This is a genomic window from Cryobacterium sp. Hh7, assembly GCF_004403155.1.
Lineage (GTDB): Bacteria > Actinomycetota > Actinomycetes > Actinomycetales > Microbacteriaceae > Cryobacterium > Cryobacterium levicorallinum.
Genome location: NZ_SOHG01000064.1, coordinates 64,299 through 85,841, shown reverse-complemented (window position 1 = coordinate 85,841; position 21,543 = coordinate 64,299). Strand labels below are relative to the sequence as shown.

General features: G+C 65.4%; 20 protein-coding genes and 1 riboswitch. Of the genes, 13 read left to right on the top strand and 7 right to left on the bottom strand.

All coding sequences use genetic code 11. The features are described 5' to 3' along the window. Positions 1–32: 32 nt before the first annotated feature. Positions 33–947 carry a YDG/SRA domain-containing protein gene (locus tag E3T43_RS16960; protein WP_134473265.1) on the bottom strand — a complete coding sequence of 305 codons (915 nt, stop codon included), beginning with the start codon at positions 945–947 and terminating at the stop codon, positions 33–35. 249 nt (positions 948–1,196) lie between these two features. Between E3T43_RS16960 and E3T43_RS16955 the strand changes: the two genes are divergently transcribed. Further along, positions 1,197–1,895, top strand: coding sequence for a vWA domain-containing protein (locus E3T43_RS16955; protein WP_134473264.1), 699 nt, complete (start codon positions 1,197–1,199; stop codon positions 1,893–1,895). Between the two features lie 118 nt (positions 1,896–2,013). On the opposite strand, the gene E3T43_RS16950 is transcribed toward E3T43_RS16955, so the two are convergent. The 3 genes from E3T43_RS16950 to E3T43_RS16940 all read right to left on the bottom strand — a co-directional run bounded on the left by E3T43_RS16950 (position 2,014) and on the right by E3T43_RS16940 (position 9,242). Continuing rightward, positions 2,014–5,337, bottom strand: a complete 3,324-nt coding sequence (locus E3T43_RS16950) for an exodeoxyribonuclease V subunit beta (RefSeq protein WP_134473263.1) — start codon at positions 5,335–5,337, stop codon at positions 2,014–2,016. After that, positions 5,334–8,258, bottom strand: a complete 2,925-nt coding sequence (locus E3T43_RS16945) for a PD-(D/E)XK nuclease family protein (RefSeq protein ID WP_166791364.1) — start codon at positions 8,256–8,258, stop codon at positions 5,334–5,336. The genes E3T43_RS16950 and E3T43_RS16945 overlap by 4 nt, the downstream gene beginning before the upstream one ends. A 204-nt stretch (positions 8,259–8,462) precedes the next feature. Then, entirely contained in the window at positions 8,463–9,242 is a 780-nt protein-coding gene (locus E3T43_RS16940) for an N-formylglutamate amidohydrolase (protein WP_166791363.1), read from the bottom strand. 27 nt (positions 9,243–9,269) lie between these two features. Beyond that, positions 9,270–9,385: riboswitch (SAM riboswitch) on the bottom strand. Positions 9,386–9,881: 496 nt separating this feature from the next. Between E3T43_RS16940 and E3T43_RS16935 the strand changes: the two genes are divergently transcribed. From E3T43_RS16935 to E3T43_RS16905, 7 genes are all read left to right on the top strand, one after another. Further along, positions 9,882–10,130, top strand: a complete 249-nt coding sequence (locus E3T43_RS16935) for a type II toxin-antitoxin system Phd/YefM family antitoxin (RefSeq protein ID WP_134443597.1) — start codon at positions 9,882–9,884, stop codon at positions 10,128–10,130. Beyond that, positions 10,127–10,384, top strand: a complete 258-nt coding sequence (locus E3T43_RS16930; protein WP_134473260.1) for a type II toxin-antitoxin system RelE/ParE family toxin — start codon at positions 10,127–10,129, stop codon at positions 10,382–10,384. The genes E3T43_RS16935 and E3T43_RS16930 overlap by 4 nt, the downstream gene beginning before the upstream one ends. A gap of 238 nt (positions 10,385–10,622) precedes the next feature. After that, a complete protein-coding gene (locus tag E3T43_RS16925) occupies positions 10,623–10,958 on the top strand; it encodes a hypothetical protein (protein ID WP_134473259.1) in 336 nt (111 codons plus the stop codon). A 104-nt stretch (positions 10,959–11,062) separates the two neighbouring features. After that, positions 11,063–12,289: an exonuclease domain-containing protein gene (locus E3T43_RS16920; RefSeq protein WP_134473258.1), complete on the top strand. Its 1,227-nt coding sequence runs from the start codon at positions 11,063–11,065 to the stop codon at positions 12,287–12,289. Positions 12,290–12,515: 226 nt separating this feature from the next. Next, positions 12,516–12,833, top strand: coding sequence for a helix-turn-helix transcriptional regulator (locus E3T43_RS16915; RefSeq protein WP_198414393.1), 318 nt, complete (start codon positions 12,516–12,518; stop codon positions 12,831–12,833). Positions 12,834–12,867: 34 nt separating this feature from the next. Continuing rightward, positions 12,868–14,052 (top strand): type II toxin-antitoxin system HipA family toxin, encoded by a 1,185-nt coding sequence (locus tag E3T43_RS16910; protein WP_241979058.1) that lies wholly within the window; start codon positions 12,868–12,870, stop codon positions 14,050–14,052. A gap of 226 nt (positions 14,053–14,278) precedes the next feature. Next, positions 14,279–14,419 (top strand): hypothetical protein, encoded by a 141-nt coding sequence (locus E3T43_RS16905; RefSeq protein ID WP_241979057.1) that lies wholly within the window; start codon positions 14,279–14,281, stop codon positions 14,417–14,419. 60 nt (positions 14,420–14,479) lie between these two features. Here the strand turns inward: E3T43_RS16905 and E3T43_RS16900 are convergent, their stop codons facing one another. Continuing rightward, the gene (locus E3T43_RS16900) at positions 14,480–14,854 is read right to left on the bottom strand and encodes a YccF domain-containing protein (protein ID WP_104133257.1); all 375 of its coding nucleotides are present in this window, start codon (positions 14,852–14,854) and stop codon (positions 14,480–14,482) included. Positions 14,855–14,944: 90 nt separating this feature from the next. On the opposite strand from E3T43_RS16900, the gene E3T43_RS16895 reads away from it, so the two are divergent. From E3T43_RS16895 to E3T43_RS16880, 4 genes are all read left to right on the top strand, one after another. Beyond that, positions 14,945–15,355 (top strand): DUF2256 and DUF3253 domain-containing protein, encoded by a 411-nt coding sequence (locus E3T43_RS16895; protein ID WP_134473256.1) that lies wholly within the window; start codon positions 14,945–14,947, stop codon positions 15,353–15,355. 271 nt (positions 15,356–15,626) lie between these two features. Further along, positions 15,627–16,067 (top strand): hypothetical protein, encoded by a 441-nt coding sequence (locus E3T43_RS19065; protein WP_198414390.1) that lies wholly within the window; start codon positions 15,627–15,629, stop codon positions 16,065–16,067. Positions 16,068–16,206: 139 nt separating this feature from the next. Continuing rightward, on the top strand, positions 16,207–16,755 hold the full coding sequence (locus tag E3T43_RS16885; RefSeq protein WP_134473255.1) for a PadR family transcriptional regulator: 549 nt from the start codon (positions 16,207–16,209) through the stop codon (positions 16,753–16,755). 54 nt (positions 16,756–16,809) lie between these two features. Beyond that, positions 16,810–18,465, top strand: coding sequence for an AarF/ABC1/UbiB kinase family protein (locus E3T43_RS16880; RefSeq protein WP_134473254.1), 1,656 nt, complete (start codon positions 16,810–16,812; stop codon positions 18,463–18,465). Positions 18,466–18,624: 159 nt separating this feature from the next. Here the strand turns inward: E3T43_RS16880 and E3T43_RS19390 are convergent, their stop codons facing one another. Both E3T43_RS19390 and E3T43_RS19385 read right to left on the bottom strand, forming a co-directional pair. Beyond that, a complete protein-coding gene (locus tag E3T43_RS19390) occupies positions 18,625–19,290 on the bottom strand; it encodes a DUF1524 domain-containing protein (protein ID WP_370450002.1) in 666 nt (221 codons plus the stop codon). Positions 19,291–19,295: 5 nt separating this feature from the next. Next, positions 19,296–19,835, bottom strand: coding sequence for a hypothetical protein (locus E3T43_RS19385; protein ID WP_241979055.1), 540 nt, complete (start codon positions 19,833–19,835; stop codon positions 19,296–19,298). Between the two features lie 121 nt (positions 19,836–19,956). Between E3T43_RS19385 and E3T43_RS16870 the strand changes: the two genes are divergently transcribed. Beyond that, complete coding sequence (locus E3T43_RS16870; RefSeq protein ID WP_166791362.1) at positions 19,957–21,516, top strand: HNH endonuclease signature motif containing protein; 1,560 nt, start codon at positions 19,957–19,959, stop codon at positions 21,514–21,516. The last annotated feature ends 27 nt before the right edge of the window (positions 21,517–21,543 follow it).

Below are 21,543 nucleotides of genomic sequence, written 5' to 3'. Positions count from 1 at the left end.
GCCTCCGGGCGTGGCTACGATCTTCGTTGGCCCTAGGCAGACGGCTGCAGAAGACGCATATCGCTCGACAAGCCACGTGCTCCCAGCCAAAGGGCTCGATGGTATCCGGCGTTCGAGAGTGCGACGACGTGATGTTTGCGGAAGGCCAGGCTGGCAATCGGAGTCATTGTGCGCGTTTCAATGGCCTCCATCTCGTCCGTCAGAATGAGCCCGCCTAGATCAAACTGAGTGTGGTGATTCGGGCAAAGGCACAGGATGTTGCTCAGGGCATCATGGCCAAGGTGAGGTCGACCCAAAGGCCTGACGTGAGCGCCTTCGGCGTAGGAGGCATTGCTCGACGTGGGGATTGACTGCTCGCAGACCTGACACTCGTAGTCGTAGAGCTTCTTCACCTCACGTGCCAGCTGTGAGTCCCGAATTCGACGGGACACGATTGTCGTGGCGAATTCTGGGTCGGGCACGTTCAAAGCTTGCGGTTCAAGTGGGACTTGTTCATCGATCCGTTCGAGTCGGAAGCGAATGATCTGAAAACCATCCCGACCCAGCTCCATCCACCACTGGGTGACCAAATAAAGCCCGGAGTAGATGTAGCCCGCGGGTGGGGCAAACGGAGAACCCTTGTGTTTTCCTCGGACGACACGAACGGGCAGAGCCGCGGCGTGGCTCGTGATGAGACCTGCATTACCCGAAGCATCCCGAGACTGATCCATGATTTGACGCGGGCTGTTGGGGTCTTTGCCGCCGTGTCCGGAGTAGATGATGTAGTCGCCATGGTCTTCGTCGTCGACATAGCCTCCTGAAATGACGATCGAGTCGGAACCTTCCAACTTCGTGCCGCTAATGCCGGCTTGCGTTGGGCGATGAACGAAAGCTTCGTGAAGTTCACGGCGGTCGATGAAGAACTGGCCAACCTTGACCCCCGCCGGTGTGCCAAAGAATCTGCTCATGTCATTTCCCCCTGGACACACCCTATCGATCAGCGCGCGAGCAGGGATGGAATCCGCCCGCGAAGTAGCGGGCAGTCGTCATCGACACGGCGGTGTTCTTGGACCGGATCTCATCCGGGATTTCTCTTTCTGCTGGTGCAGCCTGAGCCCCCTGCACAGGCGCCGCCGCTGCCGTGCTCGAAGCAATGTCGGTGGCTCCTGAGACACTCAACTTGTTCCCGCCGGGAGCAACTGTTGAAGGGGAACACCATGACTGATCCGAACTACACCGCCATGCTGCTGGTCATCGATCGCAGCGGCTCGATGGCGGGCATCCGTGATGACATGGTGGGCGGCCTCACCACGATGCTCGCCGAGCAGGCGGCCGAGCCGGGTCTGCTCACCGTTGATATCGTCACGTTCGACACCGAGATTGAGACGCAGTGTTCCTTGGCCGACCCGAAGAACGTCACGATCTCGCTTGAGCCGCGCGGCGCCACGGCGCTCTTCGACGCCATCGGTCAGTCGGTCACCGGCTTTGGCCGGGTTCTGGCTGCGCTTCCCGAGCACGCCCGCCCTGAAACCGTGCAGGTCGTCGTCGTCACCGACGGCGATGAGAACTCCAGCCGGGAGTTCGGCCTGGAAGCCGTGCGCACTCTGGTTACGCGTCAGAAAGAGCAGTACAACTGGGACTTCATGTTTCTCGGGGCCAACCAAGACGCCGTGCTGTCGGGGGAGCGCCTGGGCTTTGACGCCGGCAGTTCGATGACATTCATGGCGAGTACCGACGCGGTGTCGAACATGAGCGCCTCGATGGGGCGTTATGTGAAAGACGTGCGCGGCAAGAGCAAGCGCATGTTCGACGACGCGGAGCGGTACAGCGCGATGATGCCGGAACCGGAGGCAACTGTGCAACCGGCCGCGACGTCGCCGAAGCAGCCGAGGGGCAAGACGGTCGAGAAGCCCTAGCAACGCTCGGCAGCCCTAGCTGCTAGGGGCCTCCGCTACGAGGAGCCCTAGCCGCTAGGGCTGATCGCGTCGTCGCCGCACGACCACGATTGCCGTCACGGCGCAACAGCCGGACGGCTCACACGGCCGCCCGCCGAAACACCTGCGCAGGGTCGGAGCGACAGAAGACGAGCACGACTTCGCTCACGGTCTGCCCGGTGGCACGGTGAATGAAGTCGGCGTAGCTGGCGAGCTGGTGCCAGTAGGCATCCATCTGTTCGGCGCTGAGGCCGATATTCGTCTTGAAATCAACGATCACCAGGCTGTCGTCGTCTTCGCGGTAGACCAGGTCGGCGATGCTTTCAAACACGGTGCCCTGCGCTTGCCGGGCGTCCAGGGCGGCCGCGAACGGCAGCTCCAGCCAGTGCTCGCGGCCGGCCGCGCGGGCCACGGGCTCGGCGTCGATGGCCGATCGGGCCAGCGCCTCCAGGGTGCTGGAGTCAGCGAGGTCGAACTCGTGCGCGATATCAACGGCCAGGGCGGAGAAATCGGGGCCGACGGTGATGTCACTCAGCTCGAGCAGCTTGTGCACGGCGCTGCCGAGCCGGGTGCCGTGCTCGGCGCCAGCACCGGCAAAGGTCGGCAGGGCGGGGGTGGTCGGGTCGGGCTGTACGAACCGCAGCGTGAACGGCGGCAGCTGCGGGGCATCCGTGCCAGCCTTGGCCAGACTCGACACCGACACCGAGGCGGGGTGCCGGGAAGTTGCCTGCCAGTGCGCGCGGTCGAGCAACCAGGCGGGCCAGTCGGGCACCGGGCCGACGGTGGCGGCGCGGTGCCCAGCCGCCGTGGGCAGAGCCTCGGCCGCCTCGAAACCCGTCGACATGAGTGGATCGTGCGCTCCGGCGAGCAGAGCGCCGGCGCTCGACTTGTTGCCCTGATAGAGCGAGACCACCAGGTGGCTCTCGGCGCGGGTGCACGCCACGTAGAGCAAGCGCAGCCGCTCGGCCTCGATGAACTGCTTTTCACTGGTGTTCAACGCGGCGAATCCGGCGGTCTCGAGCCCGGTGACAAAGCGCACTTCGGCCTGGCCATCGGGCGTGAAGAGCACGTTGTCGGAGCCGTTGTTGCTGCCGCCACTCGACCCGGCCAGAATCACCACCGGAAACTCCCGACCCTTCGAGGCGTGCACGGTGGTGATGCGCACGGCGTTGACCCCGGTCTCGGGAACAACGCTCTCGTTCACCCGGGCGTTGTCGACCTGCTGGCTGTCGGCCCAGACCACATAATCGCGCAGGCTCCCCTGGGTGGCTTCGCTCCAGGCTTCGGCTTGATCCACGACGAAACGTAGGCGTCGCCAGATATCGCGGTAGCGCGGCCCGTCGGTCGTGGCCTCCAGAACGCGGCGATCCATGATCAGCCGGGTCAGCAGATCGGCCGGCGACGACGTGGCCAAGTCGCGGTGAAGGTTGTGCAGGTAGGTCAGCGCGAGGCTCACCGGGTGGGCGGGCTCGCCCGCGCGCGAGAGCGACTCGGGAGTGTCTACCCAGAGTGACCACCGCCCCTCCGCATGTTTCCAGACCAGCAGGTCGTCATCGCCGACCCCGAACAGTGGCGTGCGCAACGCCAGCACCAGGGCCGCTTCATCGGCGGTGTTCGCGATCGCCCGCAGCACGAGCACGAGGTCGTGCACCTCCTGGGTTGAATACACCAGAGCGGATGCCTCGGCCAGGTACTCGATGCCCGCACGGTCGAGCGCACTCTCCAGCGCTGGCAGCGAGGTGCGGGTGGGGATGAGGATGCAGATGTCCTGCAGCTCAACCGGGGCGAGAGCGAAATCGTCCCGGTTGCCCGCCTGCTTGGTCCAGCCGGTGCCGTCGGTGGCGGTCGCCGCTTGAATGATGGCAGCGATATCGGCCGACTCGCGCTCGCGTTTCTCGGCGGCGTTCATCTCGGCGGCGGCCGCGAGGCCGGCCTCGCCGGCGCCGAGCACGGTGACGGCCGGTCCGTATGATTCCTGCCAGGCCGGGCGAGCCGGGTCGACATCGAGGGCTTGGTAGAACGGCTGCACATCAAGCTGTTCCACGATGAGAGCGGCGAAAACGTGGTTGATCCAGTCGAGCACCGGCTGGGTGGAGCGAAAGTTGGTCGTGAGCGAGACGACCGACTCAGCGTTGGCCGCCAGCGACCGCTGCTGCTGCTTCAAGTACGTGGCGATGTCGGCCCGGCGAAAACGATAGATCGACTGCTTCGGGTCGCCCACCATGAACAGGCTGCCGCCCGGCTGGGCGAGTTCACTTCGGGACCCGGTCTGCCGCTGCGCCCGTTCGGTCGCGATGCGCAGTGCGATCTCGGCCTGCAGCGGGTCGGTGTCTTGAAACTCGTCGAGCATGATGCGCGGATACTTCGCGTGGATGCGCGCCTTCACATCGTCTTCGTGCACGCCGGCAAGCAGATCGCGGCAGTGCACCAGCAGGTCGTGGAACTCCAGCTGGCCGCTATTTTGCCGGGCACGGGCTTCCGCCACCAAGACGGCGCCGAGCACAGCGGTCACCCGCCGGATCGCCGGGGCGACCACGCGGCTCACCGTCTGCGGCACCGTTTCGTCTTTGAGGGTCTTGAGCTCGGCTTTCAACGCGGCGAGGTCGATACTCCAATTCTTCGCCGTGCCCACGTGAATGTTCTTGAACGGCGGCTTCGTGAGCAGGTCGAACTGGGCAGCGAGATCGTCGGCATCCTTCGCCTGAACCAGCGCCTGTCGCCAGGCGCGCAATTCGGCCATTTTGGGATACAGCTTGTCTTCGCTCGGGTTGGTGCAGAACTCGGCCTGTTCCAGAACGTGCGTGAGGGTGTTGAGCACCGGAACCAGATCGAGCTCGGGCATCACCGGCAGGTCCTGCTCCGCCAACGGTGTCGGGTCGAGCCGGTCCCAGGCCGAATCCAAACCCAGCGCGACCGCTTCGATCTGGGTTATCGTCGCCCCCAGCGCCAGCAACACCTGCAGGGCAGCGGATGCCTGCTCATCGGCAAACAGAGCGGCCCGCGCACTCGCCCAGCGCCGGCCGAAGGCGATGCGGGAGCGCAGGGCATCGGCCACTTCGATCAGGGGCGGCAGCCCCGCGTCGATGGGGTTTTCGCTGAGGATCCGGGTGGCGAACGAGTGGATGGTTCCGATCGGTGCCGTGTCGAGTTCGTTGAGGGCACGTTCCCGCAAATCGGGGTGGAGTTCGGTCGCCGGGTTTTCCAGCGTGGCCCGCACTCGTTCCCGCAGTTCGGCGGCGGCCTTCTCGGTGAAGGTGATCGCCGCGATGCCGGAGAGTGATTCGCCGCGGCGCACCAGGGCGCAGATGCGCGACACCAGGGCGTGGGTCTTGCCACTCCCAGCGCCGGCCTGCACGAACAGTTGCGCGTCGAGCTCGGTCTCGATCTGGGTGCGCCCCGACTGGTCGGTGAGGGTGATGCTCATTTGTCGTCTTCTTCCGGCCAGAAACGGGCTACCAGGTCGTGGTCGAGATGGGGCGAGAGGCGGCCCCAGAGGGCGTTCAGCGCGGCGGTTCCGATCATCTGGGTGATCGATTGAAACGACCCTGATGCCGGACGCGGCGGGAACACTCCGAGCCGAATGGCAGCCACGATCGCGCTGACATCACTGCGCAATTGGTCGACGACGTGGTCGGTGACCGGGTAGCCGATGGTCGTGTGCCCGCCGCGCTGCGTGATGAAGTCGTACTCGGCCAGAACGGTGCCCGTTTGGCCGTTGCCCTGGCCCTGCGCCTGGGCGAACAACCCGTAGACCGGGAGTTGGAGTTTGCTGCTGCCGGCGGTGGGGGAATCGGAGCTCAGCTTGCTGAACCGGTCACTCGTACCGGCTTTGTAGTCCACCACGCGGATGCTGCCGTCGGGGTGATAGTCGATGCGGTCGACCTTGCCGGAAAAGCGGATGGTGCTGCCGTCGTCGAGCGTGAACAGTAGCGCGTCGTAGGCGGCGGGATCGGCCAAGCCGAAAGCGGCCTCGGCGTGCTGGGGGAGCCATCCGTTTGAAGCGGTTTCGGCCTGCAGGCCCCACCACGTCTTGAGATCGCGACGCATGACGTTCATGTCGCGCTGCCACAGGTGGTCGATCCAACTGTCGACCCGCCAACTCTCGAAGGCCTGCTCGCTGATGGCTTGCAGCGCCTCGAGGGATCCCGCATCGGGCGTGCCGCTGATCTGCGCGGCCACGTGGTCTTCGAGAATCTCGTGCAGCATCGACCCGCGCGTGAGCGCGTCGATCTCGACGTCGAGCTGCACATCGGTGAAGATGCGCTGGTCGAGCACCCGGTGCAGAAAGTACGAGAGCGGGCTGGCGATCCAGTCCTCCAGGCTCGTCGCCGTGAGGGGGCGGTCGAGCACGCGCAGCAGATGGGCCTGGCTGCTGAGATTGCCGTTGAACCGGCTGAACACGCCCGACGCGCGGTCGGCGCGCATGGCCTGCGCGAGCTCGAGCACGGTGTCGCGCGGTGTGCCGTTGCCGTCGGCGCCACTCATCAGGGCGCGCAACCGCCAGGTTTGCGCGGTCACCGGGGCGCTGTCGACGATGGGGACGCCGCTGAGAATACCGTCGTGATAAGAGCCGATGATCTCCACCGGCTCTGACCCACGCGCCGCGCTCGAAGCGATGTGGGTCGTAAGCCAACGGGATGCTCCGCGCTCGCCGCCGCCGCGCAGGTTGCCCCGAGGGAACGTGACGATGCGCACCCGAGCCGCGGAGGCCAGGGTGTCTAGAAACTCCCGGTGCTGCTTCGCTGCGCGTTCGGCCAGCAGGGGCAGAACGCCGTGCCACAGGACGCGCACGGAATCGGGCAGCAGGGCGTCATCACGCAGGCGTGTGGGAGTGAGGCCCTCGGCGAGACCGACGACGATGACGACATCGAGGTCGCGGGCCGCGCCGCTGGCCAGCGAACCGAGGGTGACGCCGGTGCCGAACGTTCCGTGGCGCCGAGTCAGGGTGGCGAGCTGAGAGGCGAGGGCAGCTCGAACCGAGCGGAGGGTGGGTCGCGGAGCGACACCCTCGAGGCTGCCCAGAGCGCGGATCGCGTCGGTGACCGCCTCGCGGCACTCCGTGAGCTCGGCGTCGTAGAAGGTGATCGGGTCGAAATGTTCGTTGAACATCGCCTCGAGGCTGAGCGCCGCCTCCGGCCAAGTCTGGGCGTTCGCCAGAGTGGTGAGACTCAGGCTCAGGGCGAGGATGTAGTTGTCGAAGGTGGCGCGCTCAGCGGACTGTTTACGCCGGTATTCGAGCACGCCCGCCGTGGTGGGGTCAGCGGGTTCTTCGGGGGTTTCGACGAACCTCACCGTGGGCCGGGGCTCGGGTTCTTCGACCGCCTCGGTCGTGTAGAGGCGCTCGCACCGAGCGCTGCTGGGCAGCTTCTCTTCGCTCCAGCGCAGAACACCCTCGGCCAGCACGTCGAGCACCTGGCGGCGATCGATATCGGCCCGGTCGAGGCCCAACAGGGTCAGAAAGCCCCGCACGTAGGCCATATCGGTGTACTGGCGGGCGGCCGGGCCGTTAACCTCCACGCCGGCGTCGGCGAGGTGGCGGTGCAGCAGCACCCGGTAGGGGTCGGCGGCGCCCCAGAACACGCCGATGCGGTGGCCCGGTATCTGCTTCTTCAGCTGCTCGACGACGAGGCGGGAGACGGTGCGGGCTTCGTCGTCGGCATCCGTAATGCTGAGCACGCGGGTGTCGGTCGGCACGCTGTCGGCCGCAGGGGTGCGGGCGATAGTGGTGACGGGCACGGCGGCCGCGAGTGCCTCAAGCAGCTTTCGATCGGCGTCGCTGCACTCCGTGGGCAGCAGAAAGCTGATGACGGTGCCGAAACCGGCGGCATGGCTGGGCAACTGGGTGATCGCCGCAGCCACCACGTCGTGCTGGGTATGCCATCCGGGGCCGAGCGCCCTGGTGACGTTCTGATGAACGCGCACCACGTCGGCCACCAGCTTGGGCAGCTTGTCGTCGGTGAGCGTGACGTCGTCGAGCTCGGCCGAGGCGCGCGCCAAGGCGAGAGCCGTGGCGGGCTGGTCGGCGACCTGGTCGAAGATTCCGGCATTCTTGCTCAGCTCATTGAGAACAGCCCCTTCGCGCACGATGGTCGTGACCGGGGACCGCCCGGCCGCCAGCCCCGCCCGGTCGAACACCCGCTGCGCCAGGTCGCCTGGCGTGAGACAGGTGACCGCGACGAGCCCCTTGCCGCCGTTGACCCGGCGGGCGAGCAGCCGATACACATCGAGCGCACTGGCATGGGACGGAACGAGAACGGTCACCGGGGCGAAGGGCGAGGCCGCTTTCACCGCAGCGACCAGCCCCACGAGCGCGTCAAACGATTCGCCCACCGATGGCTGTTCCACGTTCATTCTTCCCCCGTTTTCGTTCTCACCCCACGTACCCCTGCAGCCTATTGCCTGCCTCCGACATCAGGCCCGGCGAGCGTCGCCCAACTGTTCGACAGATGCAACGACAGATGCTTTGGTCGAGAGCGACGTCATCGGACTCGGGTAGAGTCCCCGCAGTCAGTGGCCACTCGCTCGGGCGGCAGTCGACGGCTTATCCGCCTAAATCTCGCCGACCACCGAGTTCACCAGCCGCTGCAGGGATGCCTGCAGCCCCTGGAACGGCCCAGACTTCAGCTCAAGACTGTCGTGCAGGTACACGTCTCGACGGATCTCGAGCATCACCGACTGCACGCGGGCATCCGTCCCGTAGTGCTCCAGCGGAACGTAGGCGCCGGCGAACGGTCCGTTCGGGAGGATCTCAAGCTGGGCGAAGGCATCCGTCACGGTGCGCACGAGGTCGGTCGGGGCGTGGAAGTCCTCGTAGCCGAGGCACAGCTCTGGGCGGGGCTGCTCTGCATGCAACTCGTAGGCCAGCGCGTGTTCTGGGTAGGAGTGCACGTCGATGATCACGGCCCGCCCGTGGCGGCGCAGGGTGGCGTCGACCAGGTCGGTGAACGCGGCGGAGTACGCCTCGAAGTGCCCCATGAGCCTGGGCCGGTCGGCGCGGCGCAGGTCGCGGATCTGCTGCCCGCGGGAACCGTTCGTGTAGAGCACGCCCATACCGACGGCGTTCATCTCCTCGGTCTCGTCGGGGAACCGTTCCACGTCGACGGCGAACCGGGACAGTTCGTTGGTCACTGAGCTCGCGCCGGTGATGCCGCCGACGAGCTCATCGGTGAAATGGTCGGTCATGATGTTCTTCTCTGCCTCTAGTTCGGCGGCGGAGACGAGGTACGCGCCGAGGTGTTCGGCCGGAATCAGCCGGCCGCCGTGCGGGGCATGCAGAATGACCGGAGAACTGACCGACAGGTCGGTGATGCGAAAGTACGGGGACGGCATGAGCGTGCTCCTTCGCGGAGGCGGTGCCTCCATCGCTTTGCCCGCAACGGTTGCGGCGGGCCGGTTCTTCCCCTGGGGCACCCCGGTCGATGGACGGGGTTGCCGTGCAGCCAGCCAAGTACTGAACGCTGCCACTCGTGAACCTGTTCCGAACCTATCGGATCCCGCTGACACTGACCGAATCGTGGGATCGTGCGACCCGGCGGCATCATCGCCGGTCGCGCGACCACCCGTTGTCCCGTCGACATCGGCCAACGGACACCTGAACCTTTCGACCGCAGTTTGCCTCCCCAGGGAGCCGTGCCACGCGCCGGGAGAGGCATTCGCTGCCACGCCCCGTTCGCACCGTTGACTCGACGTTGGTCTTCTGCCGAGCCACATCATAACGGCCGGCACTCGCCCCTTGCCGTGCAGGCATATCTAGGTGTCTACAAGAGTGCGGGAAAGTGGAGACGGCGACGTCGGGAGCTACTCATGTCGAGCAAAGGCACACAGGAATCGGGGAAAGCGGCGGGCCGGGGCAGCGCGGATCAGCGCCGCGCATCCGCGATGGGTGTTCCCGCAATCGGTTGAACGGCGGTCAGCTGCAAACCGCCCGTGCACATGTACATCCCCATCACGCGGATGTACATTTGAGGCATGTCGAAGTCAAGCGTCACCGACGCCAGGGCGCGCCTACCCGAGTTGATTGCCCAGGCCAGCTCAGAGGCCGTCTTCTTGGAGCGTCGCGGAAAAGTCGCTGCTGTGCTGGTGAGCCCTGAGCAGTACGCGCGCATGCAAGAAGCGCTTGACGATGCTGAGGATATCGCGGCGTTCGATGTGGCGATGGCCGACGAGGGCGACAACATTCCCTGGGAGCAGGTCAAAGCGGATCTCGGCTGGGTGTGAGCAAGTTCCGCAATGAATTGCGCCCGGCAGCGGTTGAATCCTTGCGACGAATTGATCCGCAGGACCGCGGTCGGGTGCAGGGTGCCATTGCCTTGCTGGGTGAAGACCCTCGCCCGCCCGGGGCGCGAGCCTTGCAAGGACGTGACGGCTATCGGGTGCGGGTGGGCAGCTATCGGATTATCTACACCATTCGCAACGACATTCTGGTGGTGGTCGTGGTCACCGTCGGCCATCGTCGGGACGTGTACCAGTAGCGCGTGGTGCTACTCGACCGGCAGCTCTCCACCCACGAAGCCGAGGCGCTCTGATTCGCCAGAACCCCTCCCAAATCGGCCCTGTCCGAGGGCCGCGGGCCGGCTACGTGTCAACTAGAGTTCGAAGTGCGGGTTGAAGCCCGCCTCGCGTAGTCAGGACCATTGTTGGAATGCACGGCCATTCAGCCGCGTCCTGCAACCGGATCGAACGCGTCGAGCTAGCGAGAGGACAGCCAGCATGCCGCCAACCTGGCAGCCATCCGCCTGGGGCAAGGCTCTCACCAGCTCCGGCGACTGGAAAATCGAACTCCACGGCGGCACCGTCACGGTCACCCTGGGCGGCGTCCCTATCGTGACCGCAGTCGAGGATGTCGAGATCGTCACCGTCACCCGCGGCCTGCTCTGGAGCCGGATCGAGCTGCACGTGGGGGAGTGGGTGAGTCGGTTCTACGGCATCCGCTCGAAGGATGCTGCCGCGTTTGAACGAGCCTTCGCCGCGTCACTGAAGGCGCTGCAACTTCCGCAGCTCACCGCGGAGTTCGATGCGGCGGCCCACCGAGCGAGCCTGGGCTAAACGGCTTCACCGCCGCAACCGCTGACGCCCCTCGTCTGTGGGCCGCGGTTGCGCCTGCCTCCTCGCTACAGTCAAGGAACCACCACCCTCAGCTCAGGAGTACCATGCCCGGTTTCGCCGTCATCGACTTCGAGACCACCGGACTCTTCGCGGGTGGCCACGATCGTGCCATCGAGGTCGCCGTCGCGCATGTCAGCGCTGACGGACAGATCGAAGGGCAGTGGGAGACGCTCATCAACCCCGGGCGGGACCTCGGGCGTCAGGATATCCACCGCGTGCGCGCCGCCGATGTCATGAACGCACCTAGCTTCGACGAGATTGCTCCACAGCTCGTGGCGCTGCTGGACGGCCGCGTCATCGTGGCCCACAACGCCGCCTTCGACACCCGCTTTCTACTCGCCGAACTCGCCCGCGCCGGCTACCCGATTTTCGAACCGGTGATCAGCCTGTGCACCATGCAGCTCGCCCGCGACTTTCTACCCGGCACCGGCCGGTCGCTCGCCGACTGCTGCGCCGCCTACGACATCGATCTCACCGGTGCCCACCGAGCCTCGGTTGATACCTACGCCACCGCGCAATTACTCAGTAACTACATCATTGGTGCTGCCGATCCGATCCTGTGGGCCGACGCCCTTCACCGTGCCGCCGCCTACCGTTGGCCGACCCTGTCGTTGCCGGAGCGCCCGTGGTACCCGCGGCCGGATTTCGCGACAGAGCAGACGGCATCCGCTTTTCTGGAACGCATCAGCCTGCGACTGCCCGAGATCACCGGGCCGGCCGAACACCAGGACTACCTCGCCTTGCTGGACCGCTGCCTGCTGGACCGGCAGCTCTCGGCGCACGAAGCGCAGGCGCTCGTGCAGCTCGCCGAGGAGCTCGGCCTCAGCCGTCACCGCTGCGAGCTGTTGCACGGGGAGTATTTCGCCGCGCTCGCCCGCATCGCCTGGGCCGATGGCGTGCTCTCAACGGATGAGATGGCCGACCTCGTCGACGTCGCCAACCTGCTCGACATCTCAGCGGATGCCCTCGACGCCGCGCTCGACCAGCCGGAAACGGCAGTCGTCACCGTGACGAGTACACACTTCGAACTGCACCTCGGCGACCTCGTGGTGCTGACCGGCGAGATGACCCGGCCCCGCAGCGACTGGGAGTCGGAGTTGCTGGCCCGCGGCTTCGCGCCGAAAAGTGCGGTGACCAAAAAGGTGACGCTGCTCGTGGCCGCCGACCCGGACTCACTGTCGGGCAAGGCGCGCAAGGCCCGCGACTACGGCATTCCGATCGTGGGGGAGGCCGCTCTGGCCCGGCTGGCGGGTGCGTTTCCGCTGCGCTGATCGCTGACTGGAATCTGCTGACCGCGGGGGCACTATAAAGCGCCGTGCGGTCTCGGCCAGACTCACCTCCCGAGCTGGTTCTCAAAGCGCAGGCCCGGGTGAGGAGGTTGCATAGTGTGACCATCGATGATTCTGACCACTTAATGACTCGTATTCCCTACATTATCGTTCCCAATGTGTAGAATACTGGTCATATGAGGGGATGACTGTTATGGCTGAAAAACGAATGACACCGATTCCTGTTCGGCGAGCCATCCGCGAACTCGGAAAAGACACTCAAACCTGGCGCAAGCTTTTGGGATTGACCATGGAGCAAGTCGCAGATCGCGCCGACATAAGCCGCAGCACCCTCGCAAAATTGGAGTCCGGTACCGGCGGCGTCAGCCTCGAGACCGCGCTGCGCGTGTTCCGAGCCCTCGGAATCATGGACACAGTCGTCAACAGCGCCGACCCTTACCGCAGCGATGTGGGCCGGCTCCGGTCCGAAGAGATTCTGCCGCAGCGAGTGCGGCAGAGCACGCCGAAGTCCGTGTCGGATGCCTGACGCCGAAGTCTGGGTGCAGCTGGGCGGCGCAGACGTGCGCGCCGGAACCGTCTATTCCCATCGTCGGCGTGGCTCCGAGAGCGCCACGTTTACCTACGAGCCTGAGTATCTGGCGCGGCCTGCTGCCTACGCTGTGGACCCTGCCCTTCCACTGTCTTCCGGCGCGTTCAATACAGCGGATGGCCACCACCTGTTCGGCGCATTCACCGATTGCGCCCCTGACCGGTGGGGACGCAGACTCCTCGAACGGTCTGAACGCCGTCGCGCTTCCCGAAGTGGTGTTAGCGAGCGCAGCTTCGGCGAACTCGACTTCACCCTCGGAGTCAGGGATGACCTACGCCAAGGAGCTATTCGGTTCCGCATTCCTGGCATCGATGAGTGGCAGGCAGAAGCGGCCGAAAGTGTGCCGCACCTCGTTGACCTGTCGCAGCTCCTTCGTGCCGTCGAATCCGTGGAAAGCGAAAATCCAGATGACGAAGCACTGCGCTTGCTGGTGGGAGCCGGGAGCTCGATCGGAGGTGCACGCCCCAAGGCAGCCGTGGTAAATGGTCGAGGCGAGCTGTTGATAGCAAAATTTCCGCGTGTGGGCAGTGACGAATGGGATGTCATGGCTTGGGAGCACCTATCCCTCACGCTCGCCTCCCGCGCCGGTATCAGCACACCGTCCAACGAGTTGATGACGGTGGCCGGTCGCAATGTCCTTCTCCTCAACCGGTTCGATCGGCAGGGCTCACGCCGAATCGGGTACGCGAGCGCCATGACCATGCTCGAAGCGGTCGACGGTGAACGGCGCAGCTATCTGGAAATCGCAGAAGTCATCGAGCGGTCATCATCGTCGGCCACGGCTGAGCTCATTGAACTCTGGCGGAGGATTGCATTCTCCATCCTTATTTCGAACACCGACGACCATCTGCGCAATCATGGATTTTTGCGCTCCGACTCCCAAGGCAGTTGGAATTTGTCGCCGGTTTTCGATCTCAATCCCAACCCAACGCCGGGACCGAAACATTTGTCGACAGCCATCGACTTTGACACATACGCCGCGAACACCGACACTCTTCTTGAAGTAGCACCGTATTTTCGAGTCCAGAGCCCCAAGACCATACTCGCGGACGTAGCCCACGCGGTCTCGGGGTGGGCAGCCGAAGCGCGCCGTCTGGGCATCGCCGAGGGCGAGATTGACCTGATGTCCGGGGCGTTTGCACCAGCAGGCCGATAGTGCAGAGCGGGAGCCCAAAGTGGGGGAGCGAATCGCAGTGCGCTGATCTCCTGGACTGACAGGCTGGATCGCTTCTGTACGGTCTTGCTATGCGTATAGCGTGACAATACGCTGACGCTGTGATCGAGTCGTTTCGACACAAGGGACTAGCGCGGTTCTAGGCGCTGGGCAGTAAAGCGACTGGGAGTCGGAGTTGCTGGCCCGCGGCTTCGCGCCGAAGACTGCCGTGACCAAAAAGGTCACACTGCTCGTGGCCGCCGACCCGGACTCGCTCTCGGGCAAGGCGCGCAAAGCCCGCGACTACGGAATTCCGATCGTGGGGGAGGCCGCTCTGGCCCGACTGGCGGGTGCGTTTCCGCTGCGCTGACTTCCGGTTGTTCGCCGGCTCCGGCGTGATTTGGCGACGGAGCAGGCGGCATCCGCTTTGTTAGGGCGTGTCGACGATCTGCTTGCCGAGCGGCATGAGCGCGACCGGAATCAGCTTGAAGTTGGCGATGCCGAACGGGATGCCGATGATCGTCACGCAGAGGGCGATGCCGGAGAGCAGGTGCTCGAGGGCGATCCACCAGCCGGCCAGAATCACCCAGACGACATTGCCGAACAGTGACGCGGCGCCGGCGCCCGGGGCGTCGACCACGGTCTTGCCGAACGGCCAGAGCGCGTAGACGCCGATGCGTGCCGCGGCGATTCCCCAGGGGATCGTCACGATGAGAATGCACATGATTGCGGCTGCCAGCATGTAGCCGAGAAACAGCCAGAAGCCTGACAGCACGAGCCAGATGATGTTGAGAAGGGTCTTCATGGTGGTTCCATTCTCGCAGGTCGCCCGTGCCGGGCAGGGTGCGGGAGACACGCGTGGCACGATTGCAGGACTCCGGGCAAGATAGAGGCCATGGCCCACCGTCAACGGCACCGTTCCGATGCTGACCCCGTAACCGACCGGGCGGATAAGACCTGCGCGTCGTGTGGGCGACGCATCGAGTGGCGTGCGAAGTGGGCCAACAATTGGGACTCGGTGAAGTACTGCTCGGCAGCCTGCCGCTCACACGGGGTCAACACGACAGACCTGCAGCTCGAAACGACCATCGTGTCATTGCTGCACAAAAGCGCACGGGATGCCACGATCTGTCCGTCGGACGCGGCGCGCGCCATCGGCGGCGAGGAGTGGCGCGACCTGATGGAGCCGGCCCGACGAGCCGCACGACGCATGGTCGCCCGCGGCGAATTACAGATCACCCAGGGCGGCGTCGTGGTCGACCCGTCAACCGCCAAGGGTGCAATTCGGTTGCGAACGCCGCGATAAGCGTTCCGCACCACACAGAGAGGAGCGCACGATATGACAGTGACCTGCGACATGATGGTCTCGGAGGACGGCTACGCGGCCGGCGTGAATCAGAGCCTGCAGCATCCGCTGGGAGAGGGCGGCGAACGACTGGCCCGCTGGCGTTTCGAGCGGCCCGATGAGAACGCCGCCGAGATCGCCGCCATAGCGACCGCGGGCGCCTACATCATGGGGCGCAACATGTTCGGGCCTGGCCGTGGCGAGTGGGACGCCATTCGTGGGAGCATGACGCATGCCCAACTTCGTAAGCGAGATCGTCACCCAGGCTGTGCAGCAAAACAACTGGTGGCTGAACGGTGGCGGGTGGTTGGTGTTGGCCCTGGTGAATGCGGGCCTGGCCGAACAGAAGAACCGTTCCCGCTGGAACTGGTTCGTTCTCTCGCTGTTTCTCGGGCCGGTGGCCACGTTCTTTATTGTTGTCTGGGAACCGCTGACCCAGCCGCCACTCGAGCTGCGGAATCCGTTTGAGAAGGCCGACGGACGCTACCTCACCCTGGCCATAATGTCGCTGGTGATCACGGTCGGCCTGGTGTTGTTCGCGATAGCCGGGCAGGCTTGGTACGTGTGGGTGGCCAGCGCGGTCGGTGCCGCGGCCCTCGTCGCATTTCTCCTGCTGTTCCAACGCGCACGCTCCAAGCGGATGCTGGCGCTGCGGCACGCAAACGGCGCCTGACACAGAGTTGCCATGATCGGTCGGCGGTGTCTGGGAGCCAGCCCTGAGCATCCGTTCTGGGGTAACGCTCGAGGCCATCGCTGGGTATCGTTGAACCTATCGCTGTATATCGTTCGCACGTCATACCGAGGAGGCAATCATGGGCAACACATTCCCCACCGGCGGGTTCAACGCCGCCAACATGGACGGCATCTGGCAGGCCATGGAACAGTTCCGCTCCCGCTTCGAGAAGCAGGCAGGCACAGCCACCCGAGCCGGCCGCGGCGAGGTGCGCACGGCGGTGCTCGCCCTGCTGGCGGAGCAGCCGATGCACGGCTACCAGATCATCCACGAAATCGAAGAGCGCAGCGGAGGCACCTGGAAGCCCAGCGCCGGCTCGGTCTACCCCACGCTGCAGCTGCTGGCTGATGAGGGCCTGATCAGCGCCGAAGAGAACAACGGTCGCAAGATCTACTCGCTCACCGATGAGGGTCGCGCGGCAGTCGCTGACGCCGACACGAGCGCCCCGTGGGCGGCGACGAGCTCCACCGGGTCACACGGCCACACGGCGCTGCCGAAGGCGGGCATCGAACTCGCCCAGGCTGCTGCTCAGGTGGGTCGCACCGGATCGCCGGAACAGATCAAAGAGGCTGTAACCGTGCTCGACGACGCCCGTCGCAAGCTCTACTCGATCCTCGCCCAGGACTGACGGGTGCCGCTGGCTCGTCGAGGTAGCTACGATTCGAATTCGGGCGCGGGCAACATGCGCGCCCGATACCGCCGCATTCTGCGTTTTGCCAGCTGGTATCTCGCCATAACGTGGTGGTTCGAGTTGTTCCTGCCTCGCATCGGGCTGGTGAAGATCGCCGAGCGCACACGCTCCAAGCGGATGCAGCGCTTCGCGAAGGGTTTTCACGTGCTCGCGGCCGACCTCGGCGGTCTCATGATCAAGGTCGGGCAGTTCATGTCATCGCGCCTTGACGTGCTGCCGCCCGAGATCACTAAAGAGCTCGAGGGGCTGCAGGATGAAGTCGCGCCGGTATCGTTTGGGGCCATTCGCGCTGCTGTCGAGGCGGAGTTGGGCATGCCACTCGAACGGGCCTTTACGTCGGTCGACGAGACGCCGGTGGCGGCTGCATCCCTCGGGCAAGCGCATCGAGCCCGACTCACCGCGCTCGATGCTGCTGACACGGGGCTCGACGGGGTCATTATCAAGGTGCAGCGCCCGGGAATCGACGAAATCATCGACGTCGACCTTGCCGCCCTGCGCAAAGTGGGCGGCTGGCTCAGCCATGTGAAACTCGTCTCCAACCGGGTCGACATGCCGGCGCTGGTCGAAGAGTTCGCACAGACGAGCCTCGAAGAGATCGACTACCTGCACGAGGCGAGCAGCTCCGAACGTTTCGCAGCGGCCTTTCCCGATGACGACCGAGTCGGCGTTCCCGGTGTCGTCTGGGAACGAACCACCCGCAAGGTGCTCACTCTCGAAGATGTCACGGCGATCAAGATCACCGACGTCGACGCCCTGATCAAGGCCGGCATCGACCCGGCTGAGGTGGCTCCGGTCTTCGCCGAGGTCATGTTCGACCAGATGTTCACGATGGGCTTCTTTCACGCCGATCCGCACCCCGGCAACATCTTCGTCACCCCGGACGCCGACAGCGAGCGCGGCTGGAAACTCACCTTCATTGACTTCGGCATGATGGGCGAGGTGCCCACCAGTACGCGCACCGGGCTGCGCAAAATGCTCATTGCAGCAGCCTCACGCGATGGGCGCGGCCTGGTCAATGCCATGAACGATGTCGGCGTGCTCCTTCCCTCGGCCGAGACGACCGAGCTCGAACGGGCCATGACCACTCTGTTCGCCCGGTTTGGTGGCATGGGTTTCGCCGAGTTGCGCGAGGTGGATCCGCGAGAGTTCCGCGAATTCGCGGTGCAGTTCGGCGACGTGGTGCGCTCGCTGCCGTTCCAGCTGCCCGAGAACTTTCTGCTCATCATCCGAGCCATGTCGCTCACCTCCGGCGTGGCCAGCGCGCTCAATCCCGCGTTCAACCTCTGGGATTCGGTCGAGCCCTACGCGGCGCAGCTGCTGCGCGACGAGAGCGGCAACTTCGTGCAGGACATCGCGAAGCAGGCGACGGAGACGGTCGGCATCGCCGTTCGCCTGCCCAAGCGCCTCGACGGATTGATCACCCGGATCGAAGACGGCTCCGTTGCGGTTGCCAGCCCGGGCCTCGAGAAGCGCGTCGCCCGCCTCGAGCGCACCCTGCGGCAAGCCGTGTCGGCGCTCCTGTTCGGCGCCCTGCTCATCGCCGGCGTGCTGCTGCGAGCGGATGACGCGGTGCTGGGCACCGTATTAATGATCGCGTCGGTCGTCCCACTGCTGCACACGCTGTTCGCGGGGCGTCGCGGGTTCTAAGCCGGCGGACGCGGGTTCTGAGCCGGCGGACGCGGGTTCTGAGCGGGCGGTCGCGGTGGCCGTCGACGCGGAGGCGACCGGGCAGACCGGCGGGGCGGCATCCGCTCTATGGTTGGGGATTGCGCACGCCATGACGGCTGGTTCGGCCCGTCTGGTCAGCTAGCTTTCGCAGCCGACGCCGTCGCCGTCCCGGTCGAGGTGACGCCCATACCCGTCGTCCCCCGTGTGTACCGGAGCTGCTCCAGCAGCACGCGCCGCGTCACAGTTCTTGTTGTAGGCGCTGGCGGGAGCCGGCGCAACCGGTGCCACGGGCGCCGGCTCGACGGCGACCGGAACGGGCACCACGACCATGGGCGCAGGCCCGGCAACCGGCACGGGGACGACGACAACGGGAGCGGGTGCCGGCGCGAAAACGGATGCCGTCGCCCGCTCGTCGGGGCAAGCCGTCAAAATGCGGGTCATCGCGTCGTGCTCGGCCTGCGTCACCCATAGCCCGTAGGTCGCCTTCATTGAAATCTGCCGTGCCACGTAAGCGCATCGGTACGGTTTCAGCGGCGGCAACCAGGTGGCCGTGTCGCCGTCACCCTTGCTCGAGTTCGTGCGTCCGTCCACGGCCAGCAGATTGAGCGGATCGTTCGCGAGCGACACTCGCTGGGCCTGGCTCAGTTGCTGGGCACCGGTCTGCCAAGCATTCGATAGTGCCACCACATGGTCGATTTGCACGAGCGACGATGTCGCCGTTCCGCGCACAAAGTTGATCGTTTTTCCCGTGTAGGGGCCGGTCAGCGTGCCGGTCACGACCCGGCAGCCGCCTTGCTTCGCGATGTTGGTCAGGTCGCGGGCCAGGATGTCGTTACGGGTGTCGCATCCGTTTTGGTCAACGTCTTGCCAGGCCGAGCCGAAGCTGCCGCTGCGGTCGTAGCCGGTCTTGGGCGCGCTCCCTTGATCGGCAGGGTCGCCAGCAACGCCACCGCTGTGGTGTCGGTCCCTGACGTGTCGGCCAGAACGATGCTCGCGGCATCCGGTGCCGGTGTGCTCGTGGCTGGATCGGTTGGCGCTTCGACGGTGAATGCCAACGGAGTCGGGCTCGGAGTCGGGCTCGGCGTCGCGGAAGGGGTGGCCGTTGCGGTCGGTTGCGCACTCGTGCTGGCCAGGTTCGCGTCGAAGGATGCCGGTGCCAGCGAGGAACCGACGAAGACCGCGACGAGCGCCCCGGCCAGAACGACACTCGCAATCTTGCGTGTGGGAATGACGGCCCACGAGCGTCGGCCGGTGGTCAACACATAGATGGAGGTGAAGGCGCCGATCGAGCCAATCGTCAGGAACAGGCCGGAAAACCCGCTGGTCGACGCGGCCACGAGTAACAACACCTGTGATAAGCCGAGCACGGGGGCGTAAGTAATTCTTATAATTGCTCACTATATTTATGAGATGTTCTCGTGTTTAAGAGCGATTCGCGGTATAATTGTGGGTGAAGGAGGCACCGTCGCCATGACCCTTACAGCCCCGCCGGCCGCAGCTGGTGCACTGCCGGAGTTCGAGGGTTCCCGGATCGCAGCGATTGCTCAGGCTGCTGCCATTCTGGCGGCAGCGTTAGACGGGGTGCGGTTCGGTCATCTGGATGACTCCGAAGCGGTTGCGGTGCTTGCGGCGCTCGAAGGTCTCGGCCGCAAGGTTGATGGGGCCAGACTACGGTCGACCGCCGACATCGGTGCGCGGGCCGAAACCGACCTCGGGAACGGTTCGTTGGCCTACCGAAACGGATGCCGCACCAAGGTAGATCTCATCACCCAGCTCGCCGGCATCTCCGGCCGTGAGGCCAAGCGGCGCCTGAAACTCGGCGAGACAGCGGTGGAACGCACGCCGCTGGGCCTGCCGGTCCCCGCCCGCTACCCGGTCATCGCCGACGCGCTGGGTAGCGGCGACCTCGGCATTGAGGCGGCCGAGATCATCGCGACCACCCTCACCGCCCTGCACGGGAAGGTGCTGCAGGACGACCTCGACCACGTCGAACGTGCCCTCGTGGCCTCCGCGACCGGGGCGATCACTCCGGAGACTGCCGGGCTGCCGGGGGCGGGCATTCGTTTCGCGCCGGATCTGCTGCGGGCGCAAGCTTTGGAGTGGCAAGGGCGGCTTGACCCCGACGGCACCGCCCCCAACGACGACGCGGTGGAGGCGAAGAGCACCCTCACGTTCGGGCAGCTGCGCAACGGGCTCTACCCGCTGCGGGCCGACGTCACCCCCGAGCTGCGCGGCATCATGGACACCTTCTTCGACACTCATCTATCGGCTCGGTCGCGTACGCCGCGGTTTGAACCCACCGATCCGGCTGACGGTGCCGTCACCGCGTTGAACGGCCTGGACGTCGACGACCCGAACGCGGACGCCGGCCTCGACGGTGAGCGCTTCAACGCCGACCCGTTCACCGGCGATACCCGCTTCGACGGCGACCACCGCACCGCGGGTGAGAAACGCGCCGACATCCTCCGCACTGTGTTCGAAGCGGCCGCACGCGACCCGAAAACCCCCATTATGGGCGGCGCCGCCCCCAACGTTATGATCCACATCAACGCCAGCGACCTCGACAACGACCGCGGTGTTGGCTGGATCGATGGCATCGACGCGCCTATCTCGATGCGCAGAGTGAAAGAAACCATCTGCACCGGTGGCTCCCAAAGCGTCATCATCGACGACCACGGCGCCATTCTCTACCTCGGCGACAAGGTGCGGTGCTTCACCGCCAAACAACGCGCCGCGATCGCCGCGCGCGACGGAGGCTGCATCATCCCCGGCTGCACCATCCCCGCCCGCTGGACCGAAGTGCACCACGTCCACCCCGCCGCAAAAGGCGGACCCACCAACGTCGACAACGGAACACTGTTGTGCTGGTTCCACCACCACACCATCGACACCAACGGCTGGACCATCCGCATGATCAACGGCCGACCCCAGGTACGCGGCCCACTCCTCTGGGACCCAACGCAAACCTGGCGCCCGGCCCAATCACACCGAGCCAACACCCCGAGCCCCGAACCACCCTGGCGCACCTAATAGGTGCTTGCCCAATGGTTGTCCAGG